Source organism: Allobosea sp. 05T422_2, from assembly GCF_056396265.1.
This window is the reverse complement of record NZ_JBFTLD010000019.1, coordinates 1-22037: the sequence shown is the minus strand read 5'-3', so window position 1 is coordinate 22037 and position 22037 is coordinate 1. Positions and strand designations below refer to the sequence as shown.

Below are 22037 nucleotides of genomic sequence, written 5' to 3'. Positions count from 1 at the left end.
CATGATCCCTAGCGGAAACGGGGGTCGAGGCGGTCGCGCACGGCATCGCCCGTCAGATTGACGGCCAGCACGAGCACAAAGAGGCAAAGCCCGGGGAGGGTCGCAGCCCACCAGGCGGTCGCGAMATAGTTGCGGCCGGTCGAGAGCATCGCCCCCCAGCTCGCGGTCGGCGGCTGCACGCCGAGCCCCAGGAAGGAAAGGCCCGCCTCGAACAGCACCATCAGCCCGAATTCGAGCGTCGCGACGACGCTGACCGCGCCGATGATGTTGGGCAGGATATGGCGGAAGAGGATGCGCCCGGCGCCGGCGCCCATCAGCGCGGCCAGCCGGACATAGGGCATCGTCGCGACCGTGAGTGTCTGGCTATAGGCCACGCGGGCGTATCGCGGCCAGCGCGTCAGCGCGAGCACCATGATGACGTTGACGAGGCTCGGCCCCAGCACCGCGACGGTGATGATCGCGAGCAGCACGGCCGGGATCGAGAGGAAGACATCGACGACGCGCATCACCGCGACCTCGACGAACCCGCGCCGATAGCCGGCAATCATGCCCAGGACCGTGCCGACGGTCCCCGACAGGATGACCGAGGCGAAGGCGACGATCAGCGAGACCCGCGAACCATGGATGATCCGGCTGAGCAKGTCGCGGCCGAGCTCGTCACTGCCCAGCCAGTAATGGAAGCTGCGCGAGACGGTGCCTGGTGGCTTCAGCCGGCCGGCGAGGTTCTGGGCATTGGGGTCATAGGGCGCGAGCCAGGGCGCCAGGATCGCGACCAGCACCACGAGCGCGATGATCGCGACCGGCCACCAGCGGCCAAGCGCGAGGCGGCGGCGCGGGCCAGGGCTGGAGGCAGCGATCGCGCTCATCGCGCCCCGTCCAGCACGATGCGCGGATCGATGATGCTGTAGAGCACGTCGGAGAGCAGGTTGAGCAGCACGGTGACGAAGGCCCCCATCAGCACGACGCCCTGCACGATCATGAAATCGCGGGCCAGGATCGCCTGCACAGTCACCTGGCCGATGCCGGGCCAGGCGAACACCGTCTCGACGATCACCGCACCGGCGAGCAGGTTCGAGATTTCCAGCGCCGCGACTGTGATCAGCGGGATCGAGGCGTTGCGGGCGACATGGCGCAGCAGCAGCCGGCCGGTGCGGACCCCGCGCGAGCGGGCGGTGCGGGCATAGTCCTTCGAGAGCTCGTCGAGCAGGGCCGAGCGGGTGATCCGCGCAAAGGTCGCCATGCTGAGCAGGCCGAGCGCGAAGGAGGGCATGATGAGATGCGAAAAATCGCCGGTGGAGGAGGGTGGCAGCCAGCCGAGCAGCACCGAGAAGACCAGGATCATCAGGATGCCGCTCCAGAAGGTCGGCATGCTCTGGGCCGCCAGCACGATGCCGGAAGCAGCCTTGGCGATCGGCCTGTCGCGAAACACCGCGAGCAGGATGCCCATCGGCACGCCGATGCCGCAGGCGACGACGAGCGCGCCCGCCGCCAGCATCAGCGTGTAGGGCAGGCGCGAGGCGATGATCGTCAGCACCGGCACGCGCTGCACCACGGACTGGCCGAGATCGAAACGGGCGAGATCAGCCAGGAAGTCGAGATATTGCAGCAGAAGCGGCCGGTCGAAGCCGAGCGCATGGCGCAGCGCCTCGACATCGGCCTTGGTCGCGGTCTCCGACACCAGCAGATAGGTCGGATCGCCGGTCAGGCGCTGGACGAAGAAGATCAGCGTCACCACCCCGAGGATGGTGACGAGCGCCTGTCCGGCACGCCTGAGAAGAAAGCCCTGCACGAAGCCTCAGTCCACCCAGCTCATGCGGTTCAGGAACATGCTTTCATTCGGCGTCGGCTTGAACTGCAGGTTCTTGGTCGCGCCGTAGAGCACGGCCGCCTGATAGAGCGGCACGAGCGGGGCTTCCGTCGCGATGATCTCGTGAACCTGCTTGTAGGCGGCAAGCCGCTTGTCCTTGTCGAGCGTCTGGCGCGCCTCCTCGAGCAGGCTGTCGGCCTTCGGGTTGCGATAGGCCGACCAGCCGCTGCTCTTGTGGACCAGCGGGAAGAGCACGCCATCGGCATCCTGGCAGGCGCAGGACCAGCGCCCGAAGCTCAGCGTCGAGGTGGCCTCGGGGCCGGCCTGCGAGCGCTTGAGATAGGTCGCCATGTCGGTCATCGCGATCTTGACGGTGAAGCCGGCATCGACGAGCTGCTGCTGGATCGCCTGGACGATGCGCTGATCGAAGACCGGTGCGGTCGCAAGCTCGATCTCGGCCTTTGCCGCCGGGCCGGCCTCCGCGACTAGGGCCTTGGCCTTGGCGAGGTCGAAGCCAGGGCCGCTCATGCCCTCGATCCAGCCAAAACTCGCAGGCGTCAGCAATTGCGAGACGGGCTTGTCGAAGCCACCGAGCAGGCCGTCGACCATGCCTTCCTTGTCGATGGCATGGGCCGCCGCCACGCGCAGCTTGACGTTGTCGAACGGCGGCTTGGTGGTGTTGAGGCGCAGATAGGCGACGCGCTCGGTCAGGCCGATCAGGGCCTTGGCCTTGGCCGACGACTTGAGCTGGGCCGCCTGATCGCTGTCGAGCGTCACGCCGAGATCGCTGGTGCCGGCCTGGAGATTGGCGACCCGGGTCGCTCCGTCCGGCACGGCGCGGAAGATCACCGCCGGAAACGGACCCTTGTCGCCCCAATAGGCATCGTTGCGGGTGAGCGAGACCTGGACGCCGCGCTGCCAGCCTTCGAATTTATAGGGGCCACTGCCGATGGGCTTCAGGTTGAACGCATCCTTGCCGACGGCCTCGACAACCGCCTTCGGCACGATCGAGAGCTTGACCAGCTGGGCCAGCAGGGCGGGATAGGCGCCGTTGGTGGTGAGCTTCACCTTGGTCGGCGAGAGCGCGACGGCATCGGTGATCTTGTCGAACTGGCCGAGCTGCGGGCTGCCGAATTTCGGGTCGGTGATGCGCTTGACGCTGTAGGCGACATCCTCGGCGGTCAGCTTCGAACCGTCGTGGAAGAGGATATCGGAGCGCAGTTCGAATTCGATCTCGGTGTCGGAGAGGTATTTCCAGCTCGTCGCGACCTGCGGGACGATCTCGCCCTTGTCGTCGCGGGTGACGAGATTGTCGAAGATGTTGCGGTAGACATAGTAGCTGTCGGGGTTCCACTGCACCTGCGGATCAAGCGAGGACGGCTCGTTGACGAGGTCGACGACGAAGCGCTCCTTCGATGCATGGGCGGGGGCGGCAGAGAAAGCGAGCGCTGCGGCCAGCGCAGCAAGACGAGCATTCCGTGAGAGAGGGGTCATCGCTGCTGCTCCTTCGAGAGGGGGCGGGGCTGGTCGGTGGTGATGGTCGTCGTCCGTCGCGAGCGCCTTGCCGAGCGGGCCGGTGGTGGCGCGGGCCGCGATGCCGCCAGCATCAGGCCCTGGGCGAGTGCCTCGGTGAAGCGCCGGTGCTCCGCGGCGATGGCGAGGCTCGCCGCCTCGGCATCGCCAGCGGCAAGTGCGCTCACGAGATCGCCGAGCTCAGCCGGCGCAATCGGATGGCCGGCGAGGTCGAGCATGCGCACGATCCGATCGGCATGGTCCCAGATGTCGCCGAGCCAGCGGCGGGCAAGCGTCCCGGTCGCCGCGGCCAGCAGGTTGCGCAGCTGCCGTTCGGCGGAGCGCGCGGTCGAAAGCGCCACCGGCTCGGTCCGGCCCCGGACAGAGTCCATCACGCCAAGCAGCGCGGCCAGTGCAGCCTGGGTCTGCCCGCTCGGCTGCAGCGTCGCCAGCGACGGCTCCAGCCTGCGGCGGCCGTCCAGTACGCTCGCGATCAGGGCGCCGTCGACGGGTGCGATCTGCCAACCCTGGCGGGCGTGCCGGTCGACGAAGCAGGCCGCGGTGAGCTCGGTCAGCGCGACGCGGATACCGGCGCGGCCCAGTGCGAAGCGTTCGGCCAGGGCGGCCTCATGGACGAATTCGCCCGGCGCAAGCTCGCAGGAGACGACCGCCTTGCGCAGCCGCCGGCTTGCGACATCGAGCTGCGTCTCCGCAACCGGGAGCGACGAGGATGGCGCGAACGCAGGCGAGGTATCGAGCATGGCAGGCATGCTGGATCAGCTTCTGAGATTTCACAAGTGCTTTGTGACATCTCAAATAGAATGCCTTGGAGGCGTCGAACGCGCACGACGCGGTCGGCTGTTCGGGCCGGGCCGATAGCGCAGGGGCTACAGTCTCTTCGGAGGCGGTGAGGACCTGAAGCATGGGCCCGAAAAGTGGATTGCGGATTTCGGGAAAGCTGATGCCCATTAAGAAAGATTGGATCATCGGACCGGATCCGCATCCGGTCCGATGATCTGGCCCGGGCGTTCGGTCAACTGATGAGATCGATCTTCTGAAGCGCCATCTGGACCTCGCGCAGGAATTGAGTGAGCGAGGCGCCGAACAGTCCAACGGACAGGACGAAGAGAAACGCTACGCCGCGCTCGTGAGCTAAGCCCAGGAAGGCGAGGGCGAAGGCAACAACCATCAGCAGGATCGTCGTCACCCCGCTGGAAATCGCGAACACGATGGCGCTGTTGATCAAGCCTGCTCGCCGTTCGAGGCGGGGCAAGTCAGCCTTGAGATCCGGGGCGATCGAACGATCCAGCGCGTTCAATGTTCGCGACCGGTCGAGAATGCGCTCGAGGCGGTTGATCAAGACCGAGATGAGGCCGACCACCGCGCCAAGGAGGAAGGCGGGTGCCGCTGCCTGGGTTATGACCAGCGACAGGTGATTGACGGAGGGAAGCTCGGACAGCACCGTTTCACCGTGCCCGCTGCGTCTGCTTGACGTGCGGGGCGTGACGGCCCTGCGGCGCCCATAGGGGCGCGAGTGGGGCTGCAGCGTATTTGGGGTTCATGGCGCCCTTCCAGAAAGCGTCGCGATCTGCGGATAAGTCACGTCGGGCAGCTTTGATCCGCCTGCCGTGATATGGCTTTGGCCGTAGGCTTGGCCCTTACTTGACCATGTCGGTTCGGGCGACGTCGATTTTCGCCTTCACCGCATCGAGGTTGAAGCCCGCGCCCTTCTGCATCGGTGAAAATTCAAACGTCCTCATGACAGGTTTCTCGACCTGCTGCTGAACGAAGACGAAGCGCCAGAATTCAGATATGAGCCAAGAGAGGTATTGCCGCGCACCATACTTGGTTCCGCTGTCGGGCCAACCCGTACGCTCGAACGGGGCCGAGGCGAACGTGGACCTTGGCCTTCTCGCACAGCCAGCCACCGGGGTTGGTCAATGAAGCGGTTGCCATTCTCGGCTTTGCCCGCCTGCACTCTGTCCGGCCAGAGGTTCATCACCGGGAGGCGGAACCCACCTTCCGTGAGGCCCTTGCCCCGAACGACAGCTCGAAATGCGAGCGGTCCATGTGCTTGTAGCCGCGGAAACGGCCCCCCCAGCGCAGCGATACGCCCAGTTCGGTGGCGGCACGCTTGAGTGCAACTGCGATCCGGTTCTGGGCATTCGGATCGAAGATCACCCGGCCCTCCACATCGAGCGGCCACAGATCCACGGCATTACCCGAACGGTGTGAGCTCGCATGCACCCTGGACCAGCCCCAGGCGACCGCCTGGCGTTGCAGTGTGCGGTCGCGCCGGCCTGAGCCGATCACGAAGCGCAGGTCGGGATTGTCGGCCTGGGCCCGGCCCACCACCCTGGCGAGCGCCGGCTGGATCGCCCGGAGATTGGCCTCGTGATGTCCGAGCGGATCGGGATTCCAGGCGCGGAACATCGCCAGTTGATCCCGTCCGTATTCATCGACAGCCGGAATCCGCGCGTAGACGCCGCCCGGTCCGTAGGGGCCAGCGACATCCGCAGTTGCCGGCACGCCCGTTCTGGCTTGACCATGGGCGCCGCTCCCCCAGCCGCTGCCGAGGAGCGCGATGGCGAGGAGACCCAGGCGCAGGGGGCGTGCGAGGAAGCGTGCAAGGGAGCGTAGAGGTGCAGGCATGGCCAGCACAGTCGCAGCCCGATGCAGTCAAGGGAAGGCGGGATCGTCCGGCCCTCGGGGATGGGCAAGGCAGTGCGCGTCAGGGACGCTGCCGCAGKCTGGCCGGGGTCATCTCGCCTGGAATTCCGCCGCGAGAAAGTCGATGAAGCCGCGCACAGCCGGTGACAGCCCACGGCGCGAGGGAAAGACCGCATGCACGATTCCGCTCGGCAGCGTCCAATCCGGCAGGATGATTTCCAGTGTTCCTGAGGCGACCTTGTCCATGACCAGATAGTCCGCGAGCTGAGCGATGCCGACGCCGTCCTCGGCCGCCTGCCGCAGGGCGTCYATGTCGTCGGTGGCGTATCGCGGCTCGAACGCGATGCTGACAGGTTCGCCCGCAGCGTTGCGAAGCTCCCAGGCATGTCTGGGGGGGGGACCRGATCAGATCCAGCCCTGGCAGCCGGCTCAACTGCGTAGGCGTTTCCGGCCGGCCGAACCGGTCGAGCAGAGCCGGGCTTCCGACCAGGAGCTGCCGGCTCTCTGCGAGCCGCTTCATCACCAGCCCCTCATTCTCGAGCGGAGGAAACCGGACGCGCAGGGCGATGTCGACCCCTTCCTCGATCACGTCGACGCGGCGGTTCGTTGCAGAGAGCTGCACGCGCACCTGCGGGTGGGCGATCAGGAAACGCGACATGACCGGGGAAACAAAGCTCAGCATCAGCGAGATCGGGCATGTCACGCGGATCATCCCGCGTGGTTCGGCGCTGGTGTTGTCGATCGCCTCCTGGGCGGCTTCTGCCTCGGCGATCATCGCCACGCAGTGCCGGTAATAGACTTCGCCGACTTCGGTCATCCCGAAATGCCGCGTCGAACGTTGCAGGAGCCGGCTCCCCAACCTGTCCTCGAGCAGCGCGATGCGGCGGCTCAGCGTCGATTTAGGCATGCCGAGCGCGCGCCCGGCTGGTGCGAATCCGCCATGCTCGACGACACGGGCGAAATAGAAAAGGTCATTGAGATCCTGCATCGCGTCGTTCCATTTTTGGAACGGACAGTACCGTTATGGCCGACTACAGGCAAATTCGTTCCACGAATATCTCTTGAGGCATCGGGGCCGCGGCCTCGATCGAACCCTACGGAGATATCGATATGGCCAAGAGTTCTCTGCTCACCCCCGATGATCACGCGCTCTTGCTGATCGATCACCAGTACCTGCAGCTGCTGGCGCTGCGCTCCCACACCAGCGAAGCGGTCGTCAACAACACGACCTTCCTCGCCAAGGCGGCGAAGCTGTTCAAGGTGCCGACCCTGCTCACCACGGCCTTCGCCGAGCGCCAGGCGCTGTTCGAGGAGGTCCAGGCCGTCTTCCCGGATCAGACGCCGGTCGACCGGACCGGGCTGAATTCCTGGGATGATCAGCGCGTCCTCGATTGGGTCAAGAAATCCGGCAAGAAGAAGCTGGTGATGGCGGGTCTGTGGACCGAAGTGTGCCTGAGCATGCCGGTGATCGACGCGCTTGCCGACGGCTACGAGGTCTACATCGTCACCGATGCATCCGGCGGAGGCAGCACCGAGGGCCATGAGCGCGGCGTGCAGCGCATGGTCCAGGCCGGCGCGCAGCCGCTCACCACCATTGCCTATGTCTCCGAGCTGCAGCGCGACTGGGCGCGCCCGACGGCTGACGAGGTCGCCAAGCTTTTCGCCGAACATGGCGGTGGCTTCGGACAGGGGCTGCGCTGGGAATGGCAGCTGCTCGGCCTGAAGGAAGGCACGCGCTGATAGGCCTGGGCCGGCCGTGGTTCTCGGCCACGGCCGGCCCAGCGCCCCAATGCGGAAAGGAGCGACGAAATGAAGGACATCGACAGGGCACTCAATGTCGAGGTGAGGGGCGGCCTGCCGGATGAGCTACTCGCATTGCTGCGCAAGTTCCCGCGCGACCAGTGGGCGAATGATCCGAGCCTGCACGGGCTGGCCGAAGGCTGGCTCCAGAGGCATGATCTGTTTCGGGAGCTCTCGGTGCTGATCGGCGGCATGACAACCGATCTCAGGGAAGGTCGCACGTCCCCAGCCGCGTTCTTACCGCTCTTCCAGCGCCGGATGGGCCTTTTGCTCGGCGAGCTCGATGGACATCACCGCGTCGAGGATGAGCACTACTTCCCGTCCTTTGCCGCCGCGGCACCGAGGCTGCAGAAGGGGTTCGATATCCTCGACAATGACCACGATGTGATCCATGGCGCGATCGACCGGCTCGGAAGCGCCAGCCGCGAGCTCATCGCAGCGCTGTCGGGCGAGGTCTCGGGGCGCGACGGGGACGTGTTGCGCGTGGCCGAGCGGATCGCCGGAGAGATCGAGGGCTTCGACCGAACCCTGCTGCGGCATCTCTGGGATGAAGAGGATCTGATTATCCCCCTCATCCTGGAACGCACCCGGGATGATCCGGAATTCGGGTGACCCTTCGCGGCAAGCGGCGTCGACCGCGCCGCGGCAGGTGTCGTGCCTGCGCTTTGGGAGGATGRCTTGAGTTCGCGCGCTTCCTGTCTCATGGCTTTGGGAATGAGCGCCGATCTCGAGCCTTCCGACCCGCCCGATACGACCGAGTCGTCCCCACTGAGGGGCGATGTCCGAGCCGTGATCAAGGTCGATATCATGGTCATCGGCGCCGGCCAGGCGGGGCTGTCCAGCGCCTATCACCTGCAGAATCTCGGTCTTCTGGCCGGCAGGAACTATCTCGTTCTCGACAAGTCCCCGGAAGCCGGCGGCGCCTGGCAATATCGCTGGCCGTCGCTGACGCTCAGCACGGTCAACCGGATTCATGACCTGCCGGGCATGCAGTTCTCCGATGTGATCGAACCCGGCCTGACCGAGGTGAGGGCGTCCGAGGCTGTTCCCCGGTATTTCGCGGCCTATGAACGCAAGTTTCAGCTGCCGGTCTATCGCCCGGTGGCGGTCAAGGTCGTCTGCGACCGCGGCGACCGCTTCAGGATCGAGACCGATCGCGAAACCTTCTCGGCCCGCAGCATCATCAATGCCACCGGCACCTGGGAGACACCCTATATTCCGAGTTATCCGGGAGCCGACCGCTTCCTGGGCCGGCAGCTTCACACCCGCGATTACCGCACAGCCGACGCGTTCGCCGGGAAGCATGTCATCGTGGTCGGCGACGGCATCTCCGCTCTGCAATTGCTCGATGAGATTTCCCGCGTCACCTCGACCACCTGGGTCACCAGGCGGGAGCCGCAGTTTCGGGACCGTCCCTTCACGGCGAAAGATGGGCGCGCCGCCGTCGCCATGGTCGAAGACCGGGTCAGGCAGGGCCTGATCCCCGGCTCCGTCGTGTCGGTGACCGGGATTCCACTGACACCGGCCTTGCTTGCCGCCCGCGAGCGCGGCGTGCTGAAGCGTGTGCCGATGTTCAGCGAGATCACCGAACAGGGTGTGCGCTGGGCCGACGGAGCCGAGCAGAGGGCCGATGTCATTCTCTGGTGCACCGGTTTTCGCAGCTCGCTCGACCATCTGGCGCCGCTGCAGATCCGGGACGAGAAGGGCGGCATCGTCATGACAGCCCGGCTCGCGACCCAGGTCGCCAAGGACCCGCGCATCCATCTGGTCGGCTATGGCCCCTCGGCCTCGACGATCGGCGCCAACCGGGCGGGCGCTGCCGCGGCGCGCGAACTTGCGGGCTATCTCGGCCTCGTCAGCTAGCTGCTCGATTGCCGAAACCTGACCGTCGATCGGCTGTATCCTGGCCTTCAAGTCCTCGACCTCGCCGAGCAGCGCGGCGCGCTTCCGAGGGCTTCGCCATCATCCGCTATGAGCCGTCGTCATCGGCTCTGGGTGCGAGCCATCCGCCCCGCAAGCCAAAGCGGCGTGAACCACGTCAGAAATCATGGTTGAGCTTCAGCTTGGCGATGTGGTGGGAGAAGTTCGTCAGATCGACATTGCCGCCAACACCGGTGGCGCGACCGGCCACCTGGATACTCCAGGCACCGGAGAGTGCCCAATCTTTCGTGAAGGCCCAATAGAAGTTCGGCCCCGCGAACGTTGCCTGACCGAGGAGATGACCGAAGGCAAGGTTATCGTAACGCCGGAAATGGCTTGCCTCGGCGCCGATGAAAAAACTGTCCGCAAGCTGATAGGTCAGCGCGCCGCCGATGCGAGCTATCGAGGTTCTGGCATAGCCGCCGCTTGGCGAGCCGAGGTCCTGATAGTTCCAGTCGTAGCTGACGTTGAGAGCCCCGTAGAGCTTGCCGGCGACCAGTTCCTTGTCGAGGAACACCGAGAAGACGCCGTCATAGACACTGCGCGATCGTCCGGTGAGCGTGTAGAACGCGCCAGCGGTTGCCGCGCCTTGGAGCACGGCGTCGAAGGTCAGGCCGACGCCATTTGTATCGCGCCCGAGCAGCTTGTACTTCATCTCGATACCGCCGCCGACGGTGGAGCCGTTGGCCTTCGCACCGAACGTCTTCGAATTGGTCACACCGGCAAAGGCGAAGGGATCGAGCTCGACACAGCGCCATGGCGAGTAGGTCGCCTGGACATTGAGGTTGTGCKACGCGAGTGGGCCGCTGCGCGCTCCGAACGAACCGCCATACGCTCCCGAGAGAGAAAACTGTCCGAGATCATTGACGTCACTTCCCGAATTGAAGCCGAAAACGTCGTTTGGCAGGCTGTTCAGCTCAAGGCAGGCTGCCGTTGCCGATGCAGGCGGAAGAGCCTTGCTCGGCTGCGGTTCGGCGGCGAGGGCCGCACCGGCGAACGCAACGGCGATCGTGATCAGCACCGAGCGGGCCACAGGACTTCTCTTTCGATGGAGCCAGGTTCTTTGCGAGCGGCAGCTTGCATCCGACATTCTGCAATCAAGACCAAGCTTCGTCATCACGCCGCCATGCCCCGGTAACCGGTCGTTCCTACCACTTGTTGACCGTAGCGGCTAAGACCGCCTTGGCGCCTCTGTGTACCAAACGAACGTCAAACTGGATTGGGACCGAGGGGCAACGTCACGTGGGCCTGTGCCAACCGAGCTGGGACTGGGGGAGAGCACTGTTGTCGTCGGTGCACCTGTTGGCCCATGCGGCCGTGCCTGCGACAGGGTGTGTCCCGGCGCATGATCACCGACAAGCTAGGCATCTGTCGTAAAGGCGGATGCCGGATTTCGGGAAGGCTGATGGCGTTCAGCCCTGTTTCATTTGGATCAGCTGGATGAGGTTGCCGCAGGTGTCGTCCAGGACCGCCATCCGCACAGGTCCTGCATCCATCGGCTCCTGCGTGAACACGACCCCGCGCTCGCTAAGCCTTGCAAATTCTCCATTCAGATCCTGGACCTGGAACGAGGTTGCGGGAATGCCRTCCTTGACGAGAGCGTCCTTGTAAGGCTTGACCGCCGGATGCGCGCTGGGCTCCAGCAGCAGTTCCGTTCCCCCTGGTTCCTCCGGTGATACGACCGTCAGCCAACGGTAGTCGCCGACGGGAACATCGTTCTTCACGATGAAGCCAAGCGTGCCGGTATAGAAGTCCAGTGCCTTGGCCTGGTCGTCGACGAAGACGCTGCTCACATAGATTCGCATGATGAGTGCCTTAGAGCTGTTTCCTGAGGAATGGATTGTGGTCCACTCTCGCCCTGTTCCGCATGTCGAGCTTTGTCCGGACAGGGCCCCGATCCCTTGTTGTCTCCCGTGTCCATCCGCAATTTAGAGGAATACAACCTGGACGGGAAGGGCGGAGGCGTCTCCAGCGGCCGGTCTGTGTCGATCACATTCGGGTAACCGGCCGCTCAATCATCGTCGGGGCCTTGTGTCGATCAGGCCGGTTCATACCTTTTGAGAGAGCTATCCAGTTTCTGCCGGCCGGCGCACCGCCTCGATCTCAGCGCCGCGCCCTTTCAGGATGGAACGATGAGCATCGGCCCGATCTTGCACTCCGTCGTGGGCGTTCGCTCGTCCATTCCTGCCGATGCCTTTACGGCCTCCGCGCTGGGTACAAGGCGGGAAGGCAGCGGTGTCGTCATTCGGGACAATGGGCTGGTGCTCACCATCGGCTATCTGATTACCGAAGCTGAGGACGTCTGGCTGACGACGTGGACTGGTCGCGTGGTGCCAGCGCATGCGCTGGCCTATGATCAGGAGACCGGCTTTGGCCTGGTCCAGGCGCTTGAGCGGCTCGACCTGCCGGCGGTCGCGTTCGGCGCCGCCACTGATGCCGAAATCGGCGAGTCCGTCCTGCTTGCAGACGGCATCGGGCAAGTCGTGGAGGCCAATATCGTGGCCAAGCAGGAATTCGCCGGCTACTGGGAATATCTGCTGGACGAAGCCATCTTCACCGCCCCGGCGCACCCGTCCTGGGGTGGTGCGGCGCTGTTCGGACCGGATGGAAAGCTCCTGGGCATCGGCTCGCTGCACCTGCGGATGGGCCGGGCCGGCGAGATCTTTGACGTCAATATGGTCGTGCCGATCGATCTGCTTCCGCCGATCCTCGACGATCTGCTCGCCCGGGGCCGGGTCGACAAGCCGCCACGCCCCTGGCTCGGCGCCTTCTCGGCCGAGAGCAATGGCAAGGTCGTGGTGATGAGCGTGGCCGAAGGCGGGCCGGCAGCCCAGGCGGGCCTGCGTCCCGGCGACATCATCTCGGATGTTCGCGATGGCGAGATCGACGGCCTGGCCGATTTCTATCGGAAGCTCTGGGCGAGCGGCCCGGCAGGCGCCGAGGTCCCGATCAGGGTCGTCCGCGACGGCCGCGAGACATGGCTTCGCATCCGGTCGGCCGACAGGGGCAGCTTTCTGAAGAAGCCGCATCTGCAGTGAGCGGCGAAGCGGGGCGGAGCAGACTCCGGGCCGAGCGCCGACGCGTACGGAATCCCGCCGCACTGCACCGTAAGGCTGGGAACCGGGCTGCGGCAGAGTTATACTTGAACGGCCGGAATAGGTTCCTGCCTGCCGGCCGAGGCCCCGGCATGATCCTGCCGGTTCTCAACTGATCCAGTTCGTCAGGCGGAGAGTCTTCGTATGGCAAATGGATTCCGGCCCCCGGCCTCGCCAGGCGAATTGGCGCCTGATTTTGTCCTCCCTACGGTCGACGGAAGCGGGATCGCGTCGCTCTCCGATTACCGCGAAAGGCATTCGGTGTTTCTTGCGCTGTTCGTGGGGCTGTGGTGCCCGTTCTGCCGGCGGGCGATCGCGCACATGGCGGCGACCGATCGCGAGCTCAAGGCCATCGGTGTGGAAACGCTTGGGATTGTGGCAACGCCGCTGGAGAACGCGCAGCTCTACTTCAAATTCCGCCCGAGCAACCTGCGCCTGGCGGTCGATCCGGAGCTCTCCACCCATCGCGCCTATGGTGTGCCGAAGCCGCCTGCGACCCCGGAGTTACTGGAGGCTTTTGCGACGCTGCGGATCAATCCGAATGATGAGTTCCCGCAGCCCGTGCCGATCAGGGAGGCCTCTGACAGGCTGACCAGGCTCGACGGCTATAGGGAGAGCCCGACCGACCACTCCGACATGGAGAAGCAATGGCCCCAGCTCAAGGGCCAGTTCCTGATCGATCCGCATGGAGTCATCCGCTGGGCGAACATCGAATGCGGCTCCGAAGGGCTCGCCGGTATCGGAAAATTCCCCTCGACGGCGGAAATCCTCGCTGCAGCGCGAGCCCTCTTTGCGTCCTGAACCAGGCAGCGGGCGGGCGCACTCGATGAAGAGCGGGAGGAGGAGCGGCGAACAGCGGTGATCACGCCTGTTCGCTCTGAACCGTAGCGGCCGGGCAGGCAACCTATCTCGGTAGCACCAGCGGGAACCGCTTCCTTTCGAGGCTTTTCTCACCAGGAGAGGATGACGAGCCGACAGAGGCGCCGTTATCAGCCCCGACGACGATCGGCTCCCCCTCCAATTCCTGCTTCCTTCCAGAAGCGCATGGCTGAGGCGATCATCGCCCCAGCCATGCATGTAGCTCCGGCGGCACCCCCTCGAAAAGCGTGGGCTGGCGGCCTGTCCTTGCCGGCGAACTGTGCTCTGATCGCATCCAGCCTGAGGACAGGGACGCAAGGACGACTGACGATGCATGGCCGCCGCCCCACGTTGTTTTCTCGCCACGGCATGGTTGCCGCGGCGCACCCGCTCGCCGCCCAGGCCGGCGCCAGGCTCCTGATCCAGGGAGGCAACGCTTTCGACGCGATTGCAGCAACCGCTGCCGCCCTGACCGTGGTCGAGCCCTTCATGTCGAGCCTGACCGGCATGGGCTCGGCGACGCTCTGGAGCGCCGCCGAGCAACGCGTCCGCGTGCTCGACTTCGTACCGCCGATCCAGGCGAGCTTCCCGGCCGAACGCTTCACCAAGCGGGCCGAACTGGAGCGCGGCCCGCATGCGGTCGCGGTTCCCGGCAATCTCGCGGGCTGGTGCGAGCTGGCGGCGCGCTATGGCAGGAAGCCCCTCAGTGAGATCCTGGCGCCGGCGATCGCGCTCGCCCGGGACGGATTCGCGCTCTCCGAATTCGGTGTGGAGGAGTTCAACGAGCAGGCGCCGCTCCTCGCGGCCTCGCCGGAGCTTTATCCCGCCTTCAGCGCCAATTACCTGCCGGATGGCGGACCGGTGAAGCTCGGCCAGGTACTGCGCCAGGCCGATCTCGCGGGCACATTCGCKGAGATCGCGGCCAAGGGACCGGACCATCTTTATCGCGGCGCGCTGGGCGAAAGGATCGTCGGACATCTGAGCGGGCTCGGCGGCAAGATGAACATGGCCGATCTCGCGGCCGTGCAACCGCGCTGGCGCGAGCCGCATGCCGTGAGCTATCGCGGCCTCGATATCCATGTTCCGCCGCCGCCCTGCGAGGCATTCCAGTTCCTGCTGAGCCTCAAGATCCTCGAAGGTTTCGATCTGGGAGGCCTGAGCAAGGATRGGCCGGAGCATCTCGACCTGGTCTATCGGGCCATCAGGCTCGCGGCCGGCCTCAGGATCGCCAGCAACAATCCCTCCGCCGAGATCCTGGCCGAGATCTTCTCCGATGCCGCGATCGCGGGCCTGCGCCAGCGCATCGGCGACGGGGAGCCGATCGAAGGCCCGACCGAGCAATGGACGCCGCAGGACAAGGAGGATCCCGCCCATACCACCTCGTTCTCGGCCGCTGATGCCGAGGGCAATCTGGTCTGCATCACCAACAGCCTCGGCAGCCCCTTCGGCAGCGGCATCGTCGTGCCGGGCACCGGGCTCTGCCTCAACAATTTCCTGTACTGGGCCGATGTCCAGCCCGGCAGTCCGAACCGCTCGAAGCCGGGCGACGAATTGCCGATGTGCATGTCGCCCAGCATCACGACGCGCGCCGGAAAGCCGGTGCTCGCGCTCGGCACGCCCGGCAGCTACGGCATCATGCAGACCCAGACCCAGGCTATGGTGCAGCATCTCGATTTCGGCCTGCCGCTGCAGGAGGCGATCGAGGCGCCGCGGGCACGGCTCTGGGACGGGCGCTTCATCCAGGCCGAGAACCGTATCGCAGCCGGGACGATTGAAGAGCTGCGGCGGCGCGGCCACGAGATCGAGGCCTTTGATGCCGGCTGGACGATGCGATGCGGCGGCATGCAAGCCGTGGCGATCGACCCCGCAACCGGCGTGATGACCGGCGCAGCCGACCCGCGCCGCGATGGATATGTTGTGGCGGTTTGAGGCCGCCGGATGACGCGTGCCGGCCTTCGGGCCGGCGCGTCAGTTCGGCTTGAGGCGGCACTCATCGGGGAGGGCCGCAGAAATCTCTTGCGATCCAGGGGCACTATGCCGGATGCCATGATCGCTGTGGCGGCTTTGGCGCCTGGGAAGACATGTGATGACCCATTCGAACGACCAGATCACCGAGCCTTCTGCGGCGGATGACGCCTTTCGCCCGCATACCTCGCATTGGGGCGTGTTCTCGGCCCGCATGCAGGATGGCCGGCTCGAAGTCCGGCCCCACCCGGGCGATCCCGATCCGAACGAAATCATCCAGAACTTCCCGGCCGCCTTGCGCCATCGCGCGCGGATCGCACAGCCCATGGTCCGCCGCGGCTGGCTCGAGCGCGGCCCGGGGCCGGACGATCGGCGCGGACGCGACGAGTACCTGCCGATGTCCTGGGGGGCCGTGCTCGATCTGCTCGGGGGCGAGCTCGCGCGCATCCGCGACGATCACGGCCCGGGTGCGATCTTCGGTGGCTCCTATGGCTGGGCAAGCGCAGGGCGCTTCCACCACGCCCAGAGCCAGATCCACCGTTTCCTGAATACCTCGGTCGGCGGCTATGTCCGCTCGGTCAATAGCTATTCCTCGGGCGCGTCCTCGGTCCTGGTGCCCCATGTCATCGGCGACTACGAGGACCTGGTGAAGCGCAACGTCTCCTGGGAGCAGATCGCCGATCACAGCGAGATCGTGCTCGCCTTTGGCGGCATGGCCCTGAAGAACAGCATGGTGGCCGGCGGCAGCATCAGCAAGCATGTCGAGCGCGGCGCCATGGACCGGGCGAGGGCACGCGGTTGCCAGTTCGTGCTGGTCGGGCCGCTCCGGGGCGACCTGCCGGAGGAGGCAGGTGCGGAGTGGGTCTCCTCCAATCCCGGCAGCGACACGGCGTTGATGATGGCGCTGGTCCACACCCTCGTCGTCAATGGCCTGCATGATCGCGAATTCCTCGCGCGTTGCACGGTCGGCTGGCCGATCTTCGAGCGCTATCTCCTGGGCGAGACCGACGGCCAGCCCAAGGATGCGGCCTGGGCCGCGGCGATTGCCGGCGTTCCGGCCGATGCGATCACGGCGCTGGCGACACGGCTGCATGGCCGGCGCGCGCTGATCGTCGTCGCCCATGCGCTGCAGCGCGCCGAGCACGGCGAGCAGCCGGTCTGGATGGGCATGGTGCTGGCGGCTGCGCTCGGCCAGATCGGCCTGCCGGKCGGCGGTTATGGCTATGGGCTGGGCGCAATCGCCTATTACGGGCGGCGCTACAATGCCGTGCCGGTGCCGACCTTCGCGCAGGGTCGGAATGGGGTGTCCGACTTCATTCCGGTCGCCCGCATCGCCGACATGCTGCTGAACCCGGGGACCAGCTATCGCTATAACGGCCAGACCCGAACCTATCCCGAGATCAAGCTGGTCTACTGGGCCGGCGGCAATCCGTTCCACCACCATCAGGACCTGAACCGCCTGCGCCAGGCCTTCGCCCGGCTCGACACACTGGTCGTGCACGAGCTGGCCTGGACGGCGACGGCGCGCCATGCCGACATCGTGCTGCCCTGCACGATGACGCTCGAGCGCGAGGATATCGGCGGCAGTTCCAACGACCCGCTGCTCGTCCCGATGCAGCCCGTCGTCGAGCCCTATGGGGAAGCGCGCGACGACTACGCGATCTTCGCCGATCTCGCCGAGCGGCTCGGCACACGCCAGGCCTTCACCGAGGGCCGTACGGTGCGGCAATGGCTGGAGCATCTCTACGAGCCGACGCGCGTCGAACTCGCGGCCCAGGGCCTGCCGGCACCGAGCTTCCAGGAATTCTGGGCGGGCGAGGGTTTTGAGCTGCCACAACTGCCCGATGGTGGCGGCCGCCTGCGGAAATTCCGCGAGGACCCCGCGGGGCATCCGCTGCCGACGCCGACCGGCAAGCTGGAGATCTATTCGGAGACGATCGCGAGCTTTGGCGAGGCGGATTGCCCGGGCCACCCGACCTGGCTCGGGCCGACCAATGTGCCGGACAAGGCCTCGCCCTATGTGCTGGTCGCGAACCAGCCGCGCACGCGGCTGCACAGCCAGTTCGACTTCGGCGGCCATAGCAGCGAGGCCAAGCACCGCGGCCGCGAGGTCGCCAGCATGCATCCCGCGGACGCGGCCGCGCGCGGCATCGCCGATGGCGACATCATTCGGATCTCGAACGAGCGGGGCGCCTGCCTTGCCGGCATACGCGTCACCGGTGGCATCCGCCAGGGCGTGATCCAGCTCCCGACCGGTGCCTGGTATGATCCCGCCGACCCGAGCGAGGACAAATCGCTCTGCGTCCACGGCAACCCCAATGTCCTGACCCGGGATGTCGGAACCTCGGCGCTGGCGCAGGGCTGCACGGGGCAGCTGACGACCGTCCAGGTCGAGCGTTTCGACGGCAATCTGCCGCCGATCCAGGCCTATGACCCGCCCGCGCGCCAGGTGATACCGACCTAGCATCCGAAGCGGCACAATGACCATTCCGGCGTTTGCGCCGCTCTTTTCTGGCGAACTGGCGGCCTATGGCGACCGTTTCGTCCTGGCGGCGGATGCGCCGGCCCCTTCGCCGGGCAGCGATCTCGGCGATGCCGCGCGGCTGGCCGAGTTGCTCGCGCTCTATTCCCAGCAATGCCCTGGAGGCGACCGCCGCGCGATCGCCTCGCTCTGGTCGAAACAGCATTTCGCCACGCTGCTGCCGCCCTATCTGGCGCTCGCGCTGATGGCGCAAAGTGCGGTCGATATCGACCTGGCCGCCATTGGCTGCACCTTCGGTCCCGATGGCGCGACACGCCACATCCACCTGCGCGGCATCGGGAGCAATGCGGCCCCGGCTGATGAAGGCCCGCGCTTCATGCCGCTGATCCAGGGACATATCGAGCCCATGGTCCTGACGCTGTCGGCGGCTGCCGGCGTCTCGCGAAAAGTGCTCTGGAGCAATGCCGGCAACATGTTCGAATTCGTCGTGCGGCGCATCGAACGCGCCATGGGCGTCAATGACGCCGTCGCCGAGGCCTTGAGCTTTCTGGAGAGTGCACGCTTGCCGAATGGCAAGCCCAACCCGCTCTTCAAGCCCGTGTCCTATACCGATCCGGATGAGGGAAGCGGCCGGCGGCGCCGGATCTGCTGCATCCGCTATCTCGTTCCCGAGCGCAGCTATTGCTCTACCTGCCCGTTGCCGGCCGCAAGGGCGGTGCCTGAATAGCCGGCGCTTCAGCGCGCCCAGGCAGCGAATGTCGGCGCCATTGGACGTGGAAGCGCGAGGCCGTCTGTCGAACGCCGAGGCAGGGCTATGATTCAGCCGGCACCGCCGCCGGCTCTTGATCGTCGCGGCGTTGCTGGAGACGAAGTCCAAGAGTCCAGCAGAGCGCGGCCCAGACACTGCCGATGCACCATCCTGCCAGGACATCGCTGGGATAATGCACGCCGAGATAGATGCGGCTGAGGCCGACCGCCAAAGTCAGGATGATCGCAAGGGACATCAGATAGACCCTGACCCGCTTGTCGGTCGCCAGCTGGGATAGCAAGGCGCCAAGCGTCAGGAATGTCATCGCGGACAGTGTCGCATGCTCGCTCGGAAAGCTCGCGGTGAAGACGATATAGGGCCCGTCGGGGCCCGGCCGGTCGAGCCAGAGCTGGAGCGCGGCGCTGACCACAGCTCCGCCCATCACGGTCACRCTCACGAGCTTCGCCGCATCCCGCCTGCCGATCAGGATGAGATAGCCGACCGTCGCAGCGAACAGAATGCCGAGAATGGCAAAGCTGCCCAATGCCGTGATATCGCGGCCCGCCTCCTTCAGCCATGCCGGGCCAAGCGGCTGCCCCAGATCACCGGCGCTTCTGAAAGCAGCCAGCACCGCCATGTCGAGGCGCGCGAGATCGCCTGCGATCATTTCGCCGGCAAGGAAGCACAGGCCAAGCACAGCGACGGCAAAGGCGGTCGGCGCCAGCCGCGAGGGCTGTACCCTGTTGCCGACCCGGCCAAAGGCGCGATGCGGGGCTTCCATCGGGCCAGAGTAACCCGGCGCTTTGCCGAGGAATAGCGGGATCTGCGCTCGGCCCCGCGCGGCGTATTCGTAGAACGGGATCGTCGTACCGGCCCTGCAAAAGGGGACCGCACGATCTATTGCGCATCAAGCGCCCTGAGCAGCGTGCTGGCCATCGCTGGGGGCATCGCGACAATCTCCTGATAGAACGCGGTCGATATCGCGCAGTAATCGGCATGCTGCGCAGGCGCGACCGTCTCTGCAGCAAAAATCGCAATCCGGTCAGCGCCATAGCGACGGATCAGCGACTGCCGGACTTTGCTCAGCAAGACGTCCGAGACTGCTTCGGGAATCGGCGGATGCGGGCCGGAGGTCATGATCATGCGTTCCTGCAGCATCAGATCGCGCTGAGTGAGCTCATCGGAGAGCGCTCCCGCTGTGTTCACTTTGCCGCCACCAAAGGCAGCATATTGATAGCACAGCGTAGGATCCGAGCGCCCAAGCGCCCGATACTGATCGATCAGGAGATTCGCCTGATCGATCAGCACCTGATCGTCGGCCTTTGATCTGTGGACTGCCAACAATCGTGCCAGCACAGCCCTGTAGTCCGCGATGATCTGGCCCTCGGTGGCTCCGGCTGTGAACCCATCGGCGAAGACGCGCCTGATGCGCTCGTAGTCGTCAGGAAGGCGCGCCTGGATCGCTGCCAGAGCCGGCCAGCCCTTTCGGTACGGTGATAGCAGCTGGTCAGGCGTAGGGTTGGCACCATAGCCCGATATCGCAAACTCACTCCCAGTCGCTTGGTGCGTGACCGCGTTTGCGGCGACAAGCTCCTGGATGGTCGGCCGCCACATCTTGTCGCTGGGCACGGCGAGTCCGCGGTCGACAAAACTGGTGGACAGTCCAGCTTCAACATAGGCGGCCTTCCAGGCCAATACGGACGGAGCCAGATCCGCCGCTGTCATGCCGGGAAAGGCTGGGCCGTGATAGCCGAGGCCACCGGACCGGGGCGCCCATCGCTCGCGGCCGCCTGCAAAGATAAGCGTGCAGGCGGACTCGCACCGCGCGGAAACATAAGTGATCAGTCCGCGCGCCTCGATGTTCTGTCGCAGCTTCTCGGCCTCTCCGAGGCGCCCTCCAAAACTGTGCAGATGGACGACCTTGATCCGAGGCGAGGCCTTGATCACGCGCTCGAAATCCGCAGCCAGTCCGAATTTGATCCCGCCTGTGATCTCGATCTCCGTCCCATCTCGCATGACCCGCAAGGAATAGGCTGGAAGCCGAGGGTCGCCTCTCCAGGCCATGTCGTAGAGCTCGGCGAGCTGAGGCGCTGCCCCGTTGACCAGATCGCTCAGGAACCTGAGAACGCCGAGACCGAGACTGACCTTGGCGGCCCTGGACCAGAAAGCGCCCAGGCTCAAGGCCGCACGCCGCTCCGCGTGATGTGTCGCTGACCTCCAGGTGCCGACGACCTGCCAGACCGCGATGAGCGTCACGACAAGCCAGGTCAGAACATTGAGCCAAAAGAGCGGTGCCGGATCGTATCCCGTGTCGGTGGAGAAGATCAGGTTGAGCACCAGGATCGTGATCAGCGCGACGATGTTGCCCAGGACGGCGATGCCCCAGAAGGACCAGCCGAGACTCAGCTCGCCGCGCCAGTGCCGGACGATGAAGTTCTTCCGGGGATTGGTGGGGCCAGCCGGCTCGATCGGTGGTGGCAGGAGGCGCGCCTGCCGATCGGCCTCGGGGCCGGATGCCGCCGCAGCGGACGAAGGCGCAGCAGGCGCGGCGATATCGCGCGCAGCACCGCGCATGGGCGGATCAGCCCGATTGAGGGCCATCGATTTGGGCTTTGTCCGCCCGCGTGCAGCCGCGCCACGGCTACGCAGGAAGTCGATGGCAAATACCGCCAGTTGGGGAAGGACGTATGTTCCAAAGGAGTTGAAAAAATCTGGATCGCCGCCATCGGCCATTCCCAGACCGCCCAGCAACGTTGCGATGGTCAGTGAGAGCCCATTGGCGATGAACACGCGGGAGGTGGTGGTGAATCTGCGAATGAGCGCGGAGATGATCGTCGTCAGAATGACGGCCAACAGAAAGGCGCCGATGAATTGCCCGAACGCGATAGCCACGACAGTCTCCCCTGACCTAACGCAACCATACAGAGAGACCTGGGGCGTCCGCTAGCGGGGGATGAAGCTGGATTGTGGACGGCATGGCTGGCGAGCCGGCTAAATCCACGCACAGGCGGTCTGTTCCGGACGCGCACCGGACGATCGGCGCGCGTTGCGGCGGCGGAGATCAACTCGTCCAGGGCAGGGACCATGTCTTGACGTTGGTGAAGCTCTTCATGGCTTCGACGACGCCCTCCTTGTAGCCGAGGCCTGAATCCTTGATGCCGCCGAAGGGCGACATCTCGA

Annotated in this window: 20 protein-coding genes and 1 pseudogene; 8 read left to right on the top strand and 13 right to left on the bottom strand. The window is 65.6% G+C overall.

Annotated elements, in window-relative coordinates:
• Positions 1-8: 8 nt before the first annotated feature.
• The 8 genes and pseudogenes from AC1DJT_RS05825 to AC1DJT_RS05790 all read right to left on the bottom strand — a co-directional run.
• The gene (locus AC1DJT_RS05825; protein WP_476833703.1) at positions 9-866 is read right to left on the bottom strand and encodes an ABC transporter permease; all 858 of its coding nucleotides are present in this window, start codon (positions 864-866) and stop codon (positions 9-11) included.
• The gene (locus AC1DJT_RS05820) at positions 863-1789 is read right to left on the bottom strand and encodes an ABC transporter permease (RefSeq protein WP_476833702.1); all 927 of its coding nucleotides are present in this window, start codon (positions 1787-1789) and stop codon (positions 863-865) included. Before AC1DJT_RS05820 ends, AC1DJT_RS05825 begins: the two co-directional genes overlap by 4 nt.
• Positions 1790-1795: 6 nt before the next feature.
• The gene (locus AC1DJT_RS05815; protein ID WP_476776858.1) at positions 1796-3301 is read right to left on the bottom strand and encodes an ABC transporter substrate-binding protein; all 1506 of its coding nucleotides are present in this window, start codon (positions 3299-3301) and stop codon (positions 1796-1798) included.
• Positions 3298-4080, bottom strand: a complete 783-nt coding sequence (locus AC1DJT_RS05810) for a GntR family transcriptional regulator (RefSeq protein ID WP_441493720.1) — start codon at positions 4078-4080, stop codon at positions 3298-3300. The genes AC1DJT_RS05815 and AC1DJT_RS05810 overlap by 4 nt, the downstream gene beginning before the upstream one ends.
• A 272-nt stretch (positions 4081-4352) precedes the next feature.
• Positions 4353-4781, bottom strand: coding sequence for a DUF2721 domain-containing protein (locus tag AC1DJT_RS05805; protein ID WP_441493719.1), 429 nt, complete (start codon positions 4779-4781; stop codon positions 4353-4355).
• 536 nt (positions 4782-5317) lie between these two features.
• Entirely contained in the window at positions 5318-5971 is a 654-nt protein-coding gene (locus tag AC1DJT_RS05800) for a M15 family metallopeptidase (protein ID WP_476769388.1), read from the bottom strand.
• Positions 5972-6079: 108 nt separating this feature from the next.
• Positions 6080-6334 carry a LysR substrate-binding domain-containing protein gene (locus AC1DJT_RS05795; protein WP_476833711.1) on the bottom strand — a complete coding sequence of 85 codons (255 nt, stop codon included), beginning with the start codon at positions 6332-6334 and terminating at the stop codon, positions 6080-6082.
• Positions 6335-6461: 127 nt separating this feature from the next.
• Positions 6462-6977: pseudogene (locus AC1DJT_RS05790) on the bottom strand (LysR family transcriptional regulator); the annotation flags it as partial.
• A 122-nt stretch (positions 6978-7099) separates the two neighbouring features.
• Between AC1DJT_RS05790 and AC1DJT_RS05785 the strand changes: the two are divergent.
• The 3 genes from AC1DJT_RS05785 to AC1DJT_RS05775 all read left to right on the top strand — a co-directional run bounded on the left by AC1DJT_RS05785 (position 7100) and on the right by AC1DJT_RS05775 (position 9652).
• Positions 7100-7729 carry a hydrolase gene (locus tag AC1DJT_RS05785; protein ID WP_441508120.1) on the top strand — a complete coding sequence of 210 codons (630 nt, stop codon included), beginning with the start codon at positions 7100-7102 and terminating at the stop codon, positions 7727-7729.
• Positions 7730-7798: 69 nt separating this feature from the next.
• A complete protein-coding gene (locus tag AC1DJT_RS05780; protein WP_476769389.1) occupies positions 7799-8401 on the top strand; it encodes a hemerythrin domain-containing protein in 603 nt (200 codons plus the stop codon).
• A 102-nt stretch (positions 8402-8503) separates the two neighbouring features.
• Positions 8504-9652 (top strand): NAD(P)-binding domain-containing protein, encoded by a 1149-nt coding sequence (locus AC1DJT_RS05775; RefSeq protein ID WP_476769390.1) that lies wholly within the window; start codon positions 8504-8506, stop codon positions 9650-9652.
• Positions 9653-9827: 175 nt separating this feature from the next.
• Here AC1DJT_RS05775 and AC1DJT_RS05770 read toward each other — a convergent pair whose 3' ends face one another.
• Together AC1DJT_RS05770 and AC1DJT_RS05765 are read right to left on the bottom strand one after the other, a co-directional pair.
• Positions 9828-10742, bottom strand: a complete 915-nt coding sequence (locus tag AC1DJT_RS05770) for a hypothetical protein (protein WP_476833701.1) — start codon at positions 10740-10742, stop codon at positions 9828-9830.
• 379 nt (positions 10743-11121) lie between these two features.
• Positions 11122-11502, bottom strand: a complete 381-nt coding sequence (locus tag AC1DJT_RS05765) for a VOC family protein (protein WP_476769392.1) — start codon at positions 11500-11502, stop codon at positions 11122-11124.
• Between the two features lie 339 nt (positions 11503-11841).
• On the opposite strand from AC1DJT_RS05765, the gene AC1DJT_RS05760 reads away from it, so the two are divergent.
• From AC1DJT_RS05760 to fhuF, 5 genes are all read left to right on the top strand, one after another.
• A complete protein-coding gene (locus AC1DJT_RS05760; RefSeq protein ID WP_476769393.1) occupies positions 11842-12747 on the top strand; it encodes a S1C family serine protease in 906 nt (301 codons plus the stop codon).
• Between the two features lie 201 nt (positions 12748-12948).
• Positions 12949-13605 carry a redoxin domain-containing protein gene (locus AC1DJT_RS05755; RefSeq protein WP_476769394.1) on the top strand — a complete coding sequence of 219 codons (657 nt, stop codon included), beginning with the start codon at positions 12949-12951 and terminating at the stop codon, positions 13603-13605.
• A 387-nt stretch (positions 13606-13992) separates the two neighbouring features.
• Positions 13993-15591 carry a gamma-glutamyltransferase family protein gene (locus tag AC1DJT_RS05750; protein WP_476833700.1) on the top strand — a complete coding sequence of 533 codons (1599 nt, stop codon included), beginning with the start codon at positions 13993-13995 and terminating at the stop codon, positions 15589-15591.
• Between the two features lie 157 nt (positions 15592-15748).
• Positions 15749-18091, top strand: a complete 2343-nt coding sequence (locus AC1DJT_RS05745; protein WP_476833699.1) for a molybdopterin-dependent oxidoreductase — start codon at positions 15749-15751, stop codon at positions 18089-18091.
• Positions 18092-18107: 16 nt separating this feature from the next.
• Complete coding sequence (gene fhuF / locus AC1DJT_RS05740; RefSeq protein WP_476833698.1) at positions 18108-18836, top strand: siderophore-iron reductase FhuF; 729 nt, start codon at positions 18108-18110, stop codon at positions 18834-18836.
• Between the two features lie 85 nt (positions 18837-18921).
• Here the strand turns inward: fhuF and AC1DJT_RS05735 are convergent, their stop codons facing one another.
• From AC1DJT_RS05735 to AC1DJT_RS05725, 3 genes are all read right to left on the bottom strand, one after another.
• The gene (locus AC1DJT_RS05735; protein WP_441508113.1) at positions 18922-19638 is read right to left on the bottom strand and encodes a phosphatase PAP2 family protein; all 717 of its coding nucleotides are present in this window, start codon (positions 19636-19638) and stop codon (positions 18922-18924) included.
• A 116-nt stretch (positions 19639-19754) separates the two neighbouring features.
• On the bottom strand, positions 19755-21749 hold the full coding sequence (locus AC1DJT_RS05730) for a COG3904 family protein (RefSeq protein WP_476833697.1): 1995 nt from the start codon (positions 21747-21749) through the stop codon (positions 19755-19757).
• Between the two features lie 169 nt (positions 21750-21918).
• Positions 21919-22037: aldehyde dehydrogenase family protein (locus tag AC1DJT_RS05725; protein ID WP_476833710.1), on the bottom strand; the 119-nt coding region annotated here is incomplete at its 5' end.

Bases quoted from the DNA above. Each gene is read 5' to 3' on its own strand.
- AC1DJT_RS05785 (WP_441508120.1), top strand. From the start codon at position 7,100: ATGGCCAAGAGTTCTCTGCTCACCCCCGATGATCACGCGCTCTTGCTG.
- fhuF (WP_476833698.1), top strand. From the start codon at position 18,108: ATGACCATTCCGGCGTTTGCGCCGCTCTTTTCTGGCGAACTGGCGGCC.
- AC1DJT_RS05775 (WP_476769390.1), top strand. From the start codon at position 8,504: ATGAGCGCCGATCTCGAGCCTTCCGACCCGCCCGATACGACCGAGTCG.
- AC1DJT_RS05780 (WP_476769389.1), top strand. From the start codon at position 7,799: ATGAAGGACATCGACAGGGCACTCAATGTCGAGGTGAGGGGCGGCCTG.
- AC1DJT_RS05755 (WP_476769394.1), top strand. From the start codon at position 12,949: ATGGCAAATGGATTCCGGCCCCCGGCCTCGCCAGGCGAATTGGCGCCT.
- AC1DJT_RS05815 (WP_476776858.1), bottom strand. From the start codon at position 3,301: ATGACCCCTCTCTCACGGAATGCTCGTCTTGCTGCGCTGGCCGCAGCG.
- AC1DJT_RS05800 (WP_476769388.1), bottom strand. From the start codon at position 5,971: ATGCCTGCACCTCTACGCTCCCTTGCACGCTTCCTCGCACGCCCCCTG.
- AC1DJT_RS05810 (WP_441493720.1), bottom strand. From the start codon at position 4,080: ATGCTCGATACCTCGCCTGCGTTCGCGCCATCCTCGTCGCTCCCGGTT.
- AC1DJT_RS05760 (WP_476769393.1), top strand. From the start codon at position 11,842: ATGAGCATCGGCCCGATCTTGCACTCCGTCGTGGGCGTTCGCTCGTCC.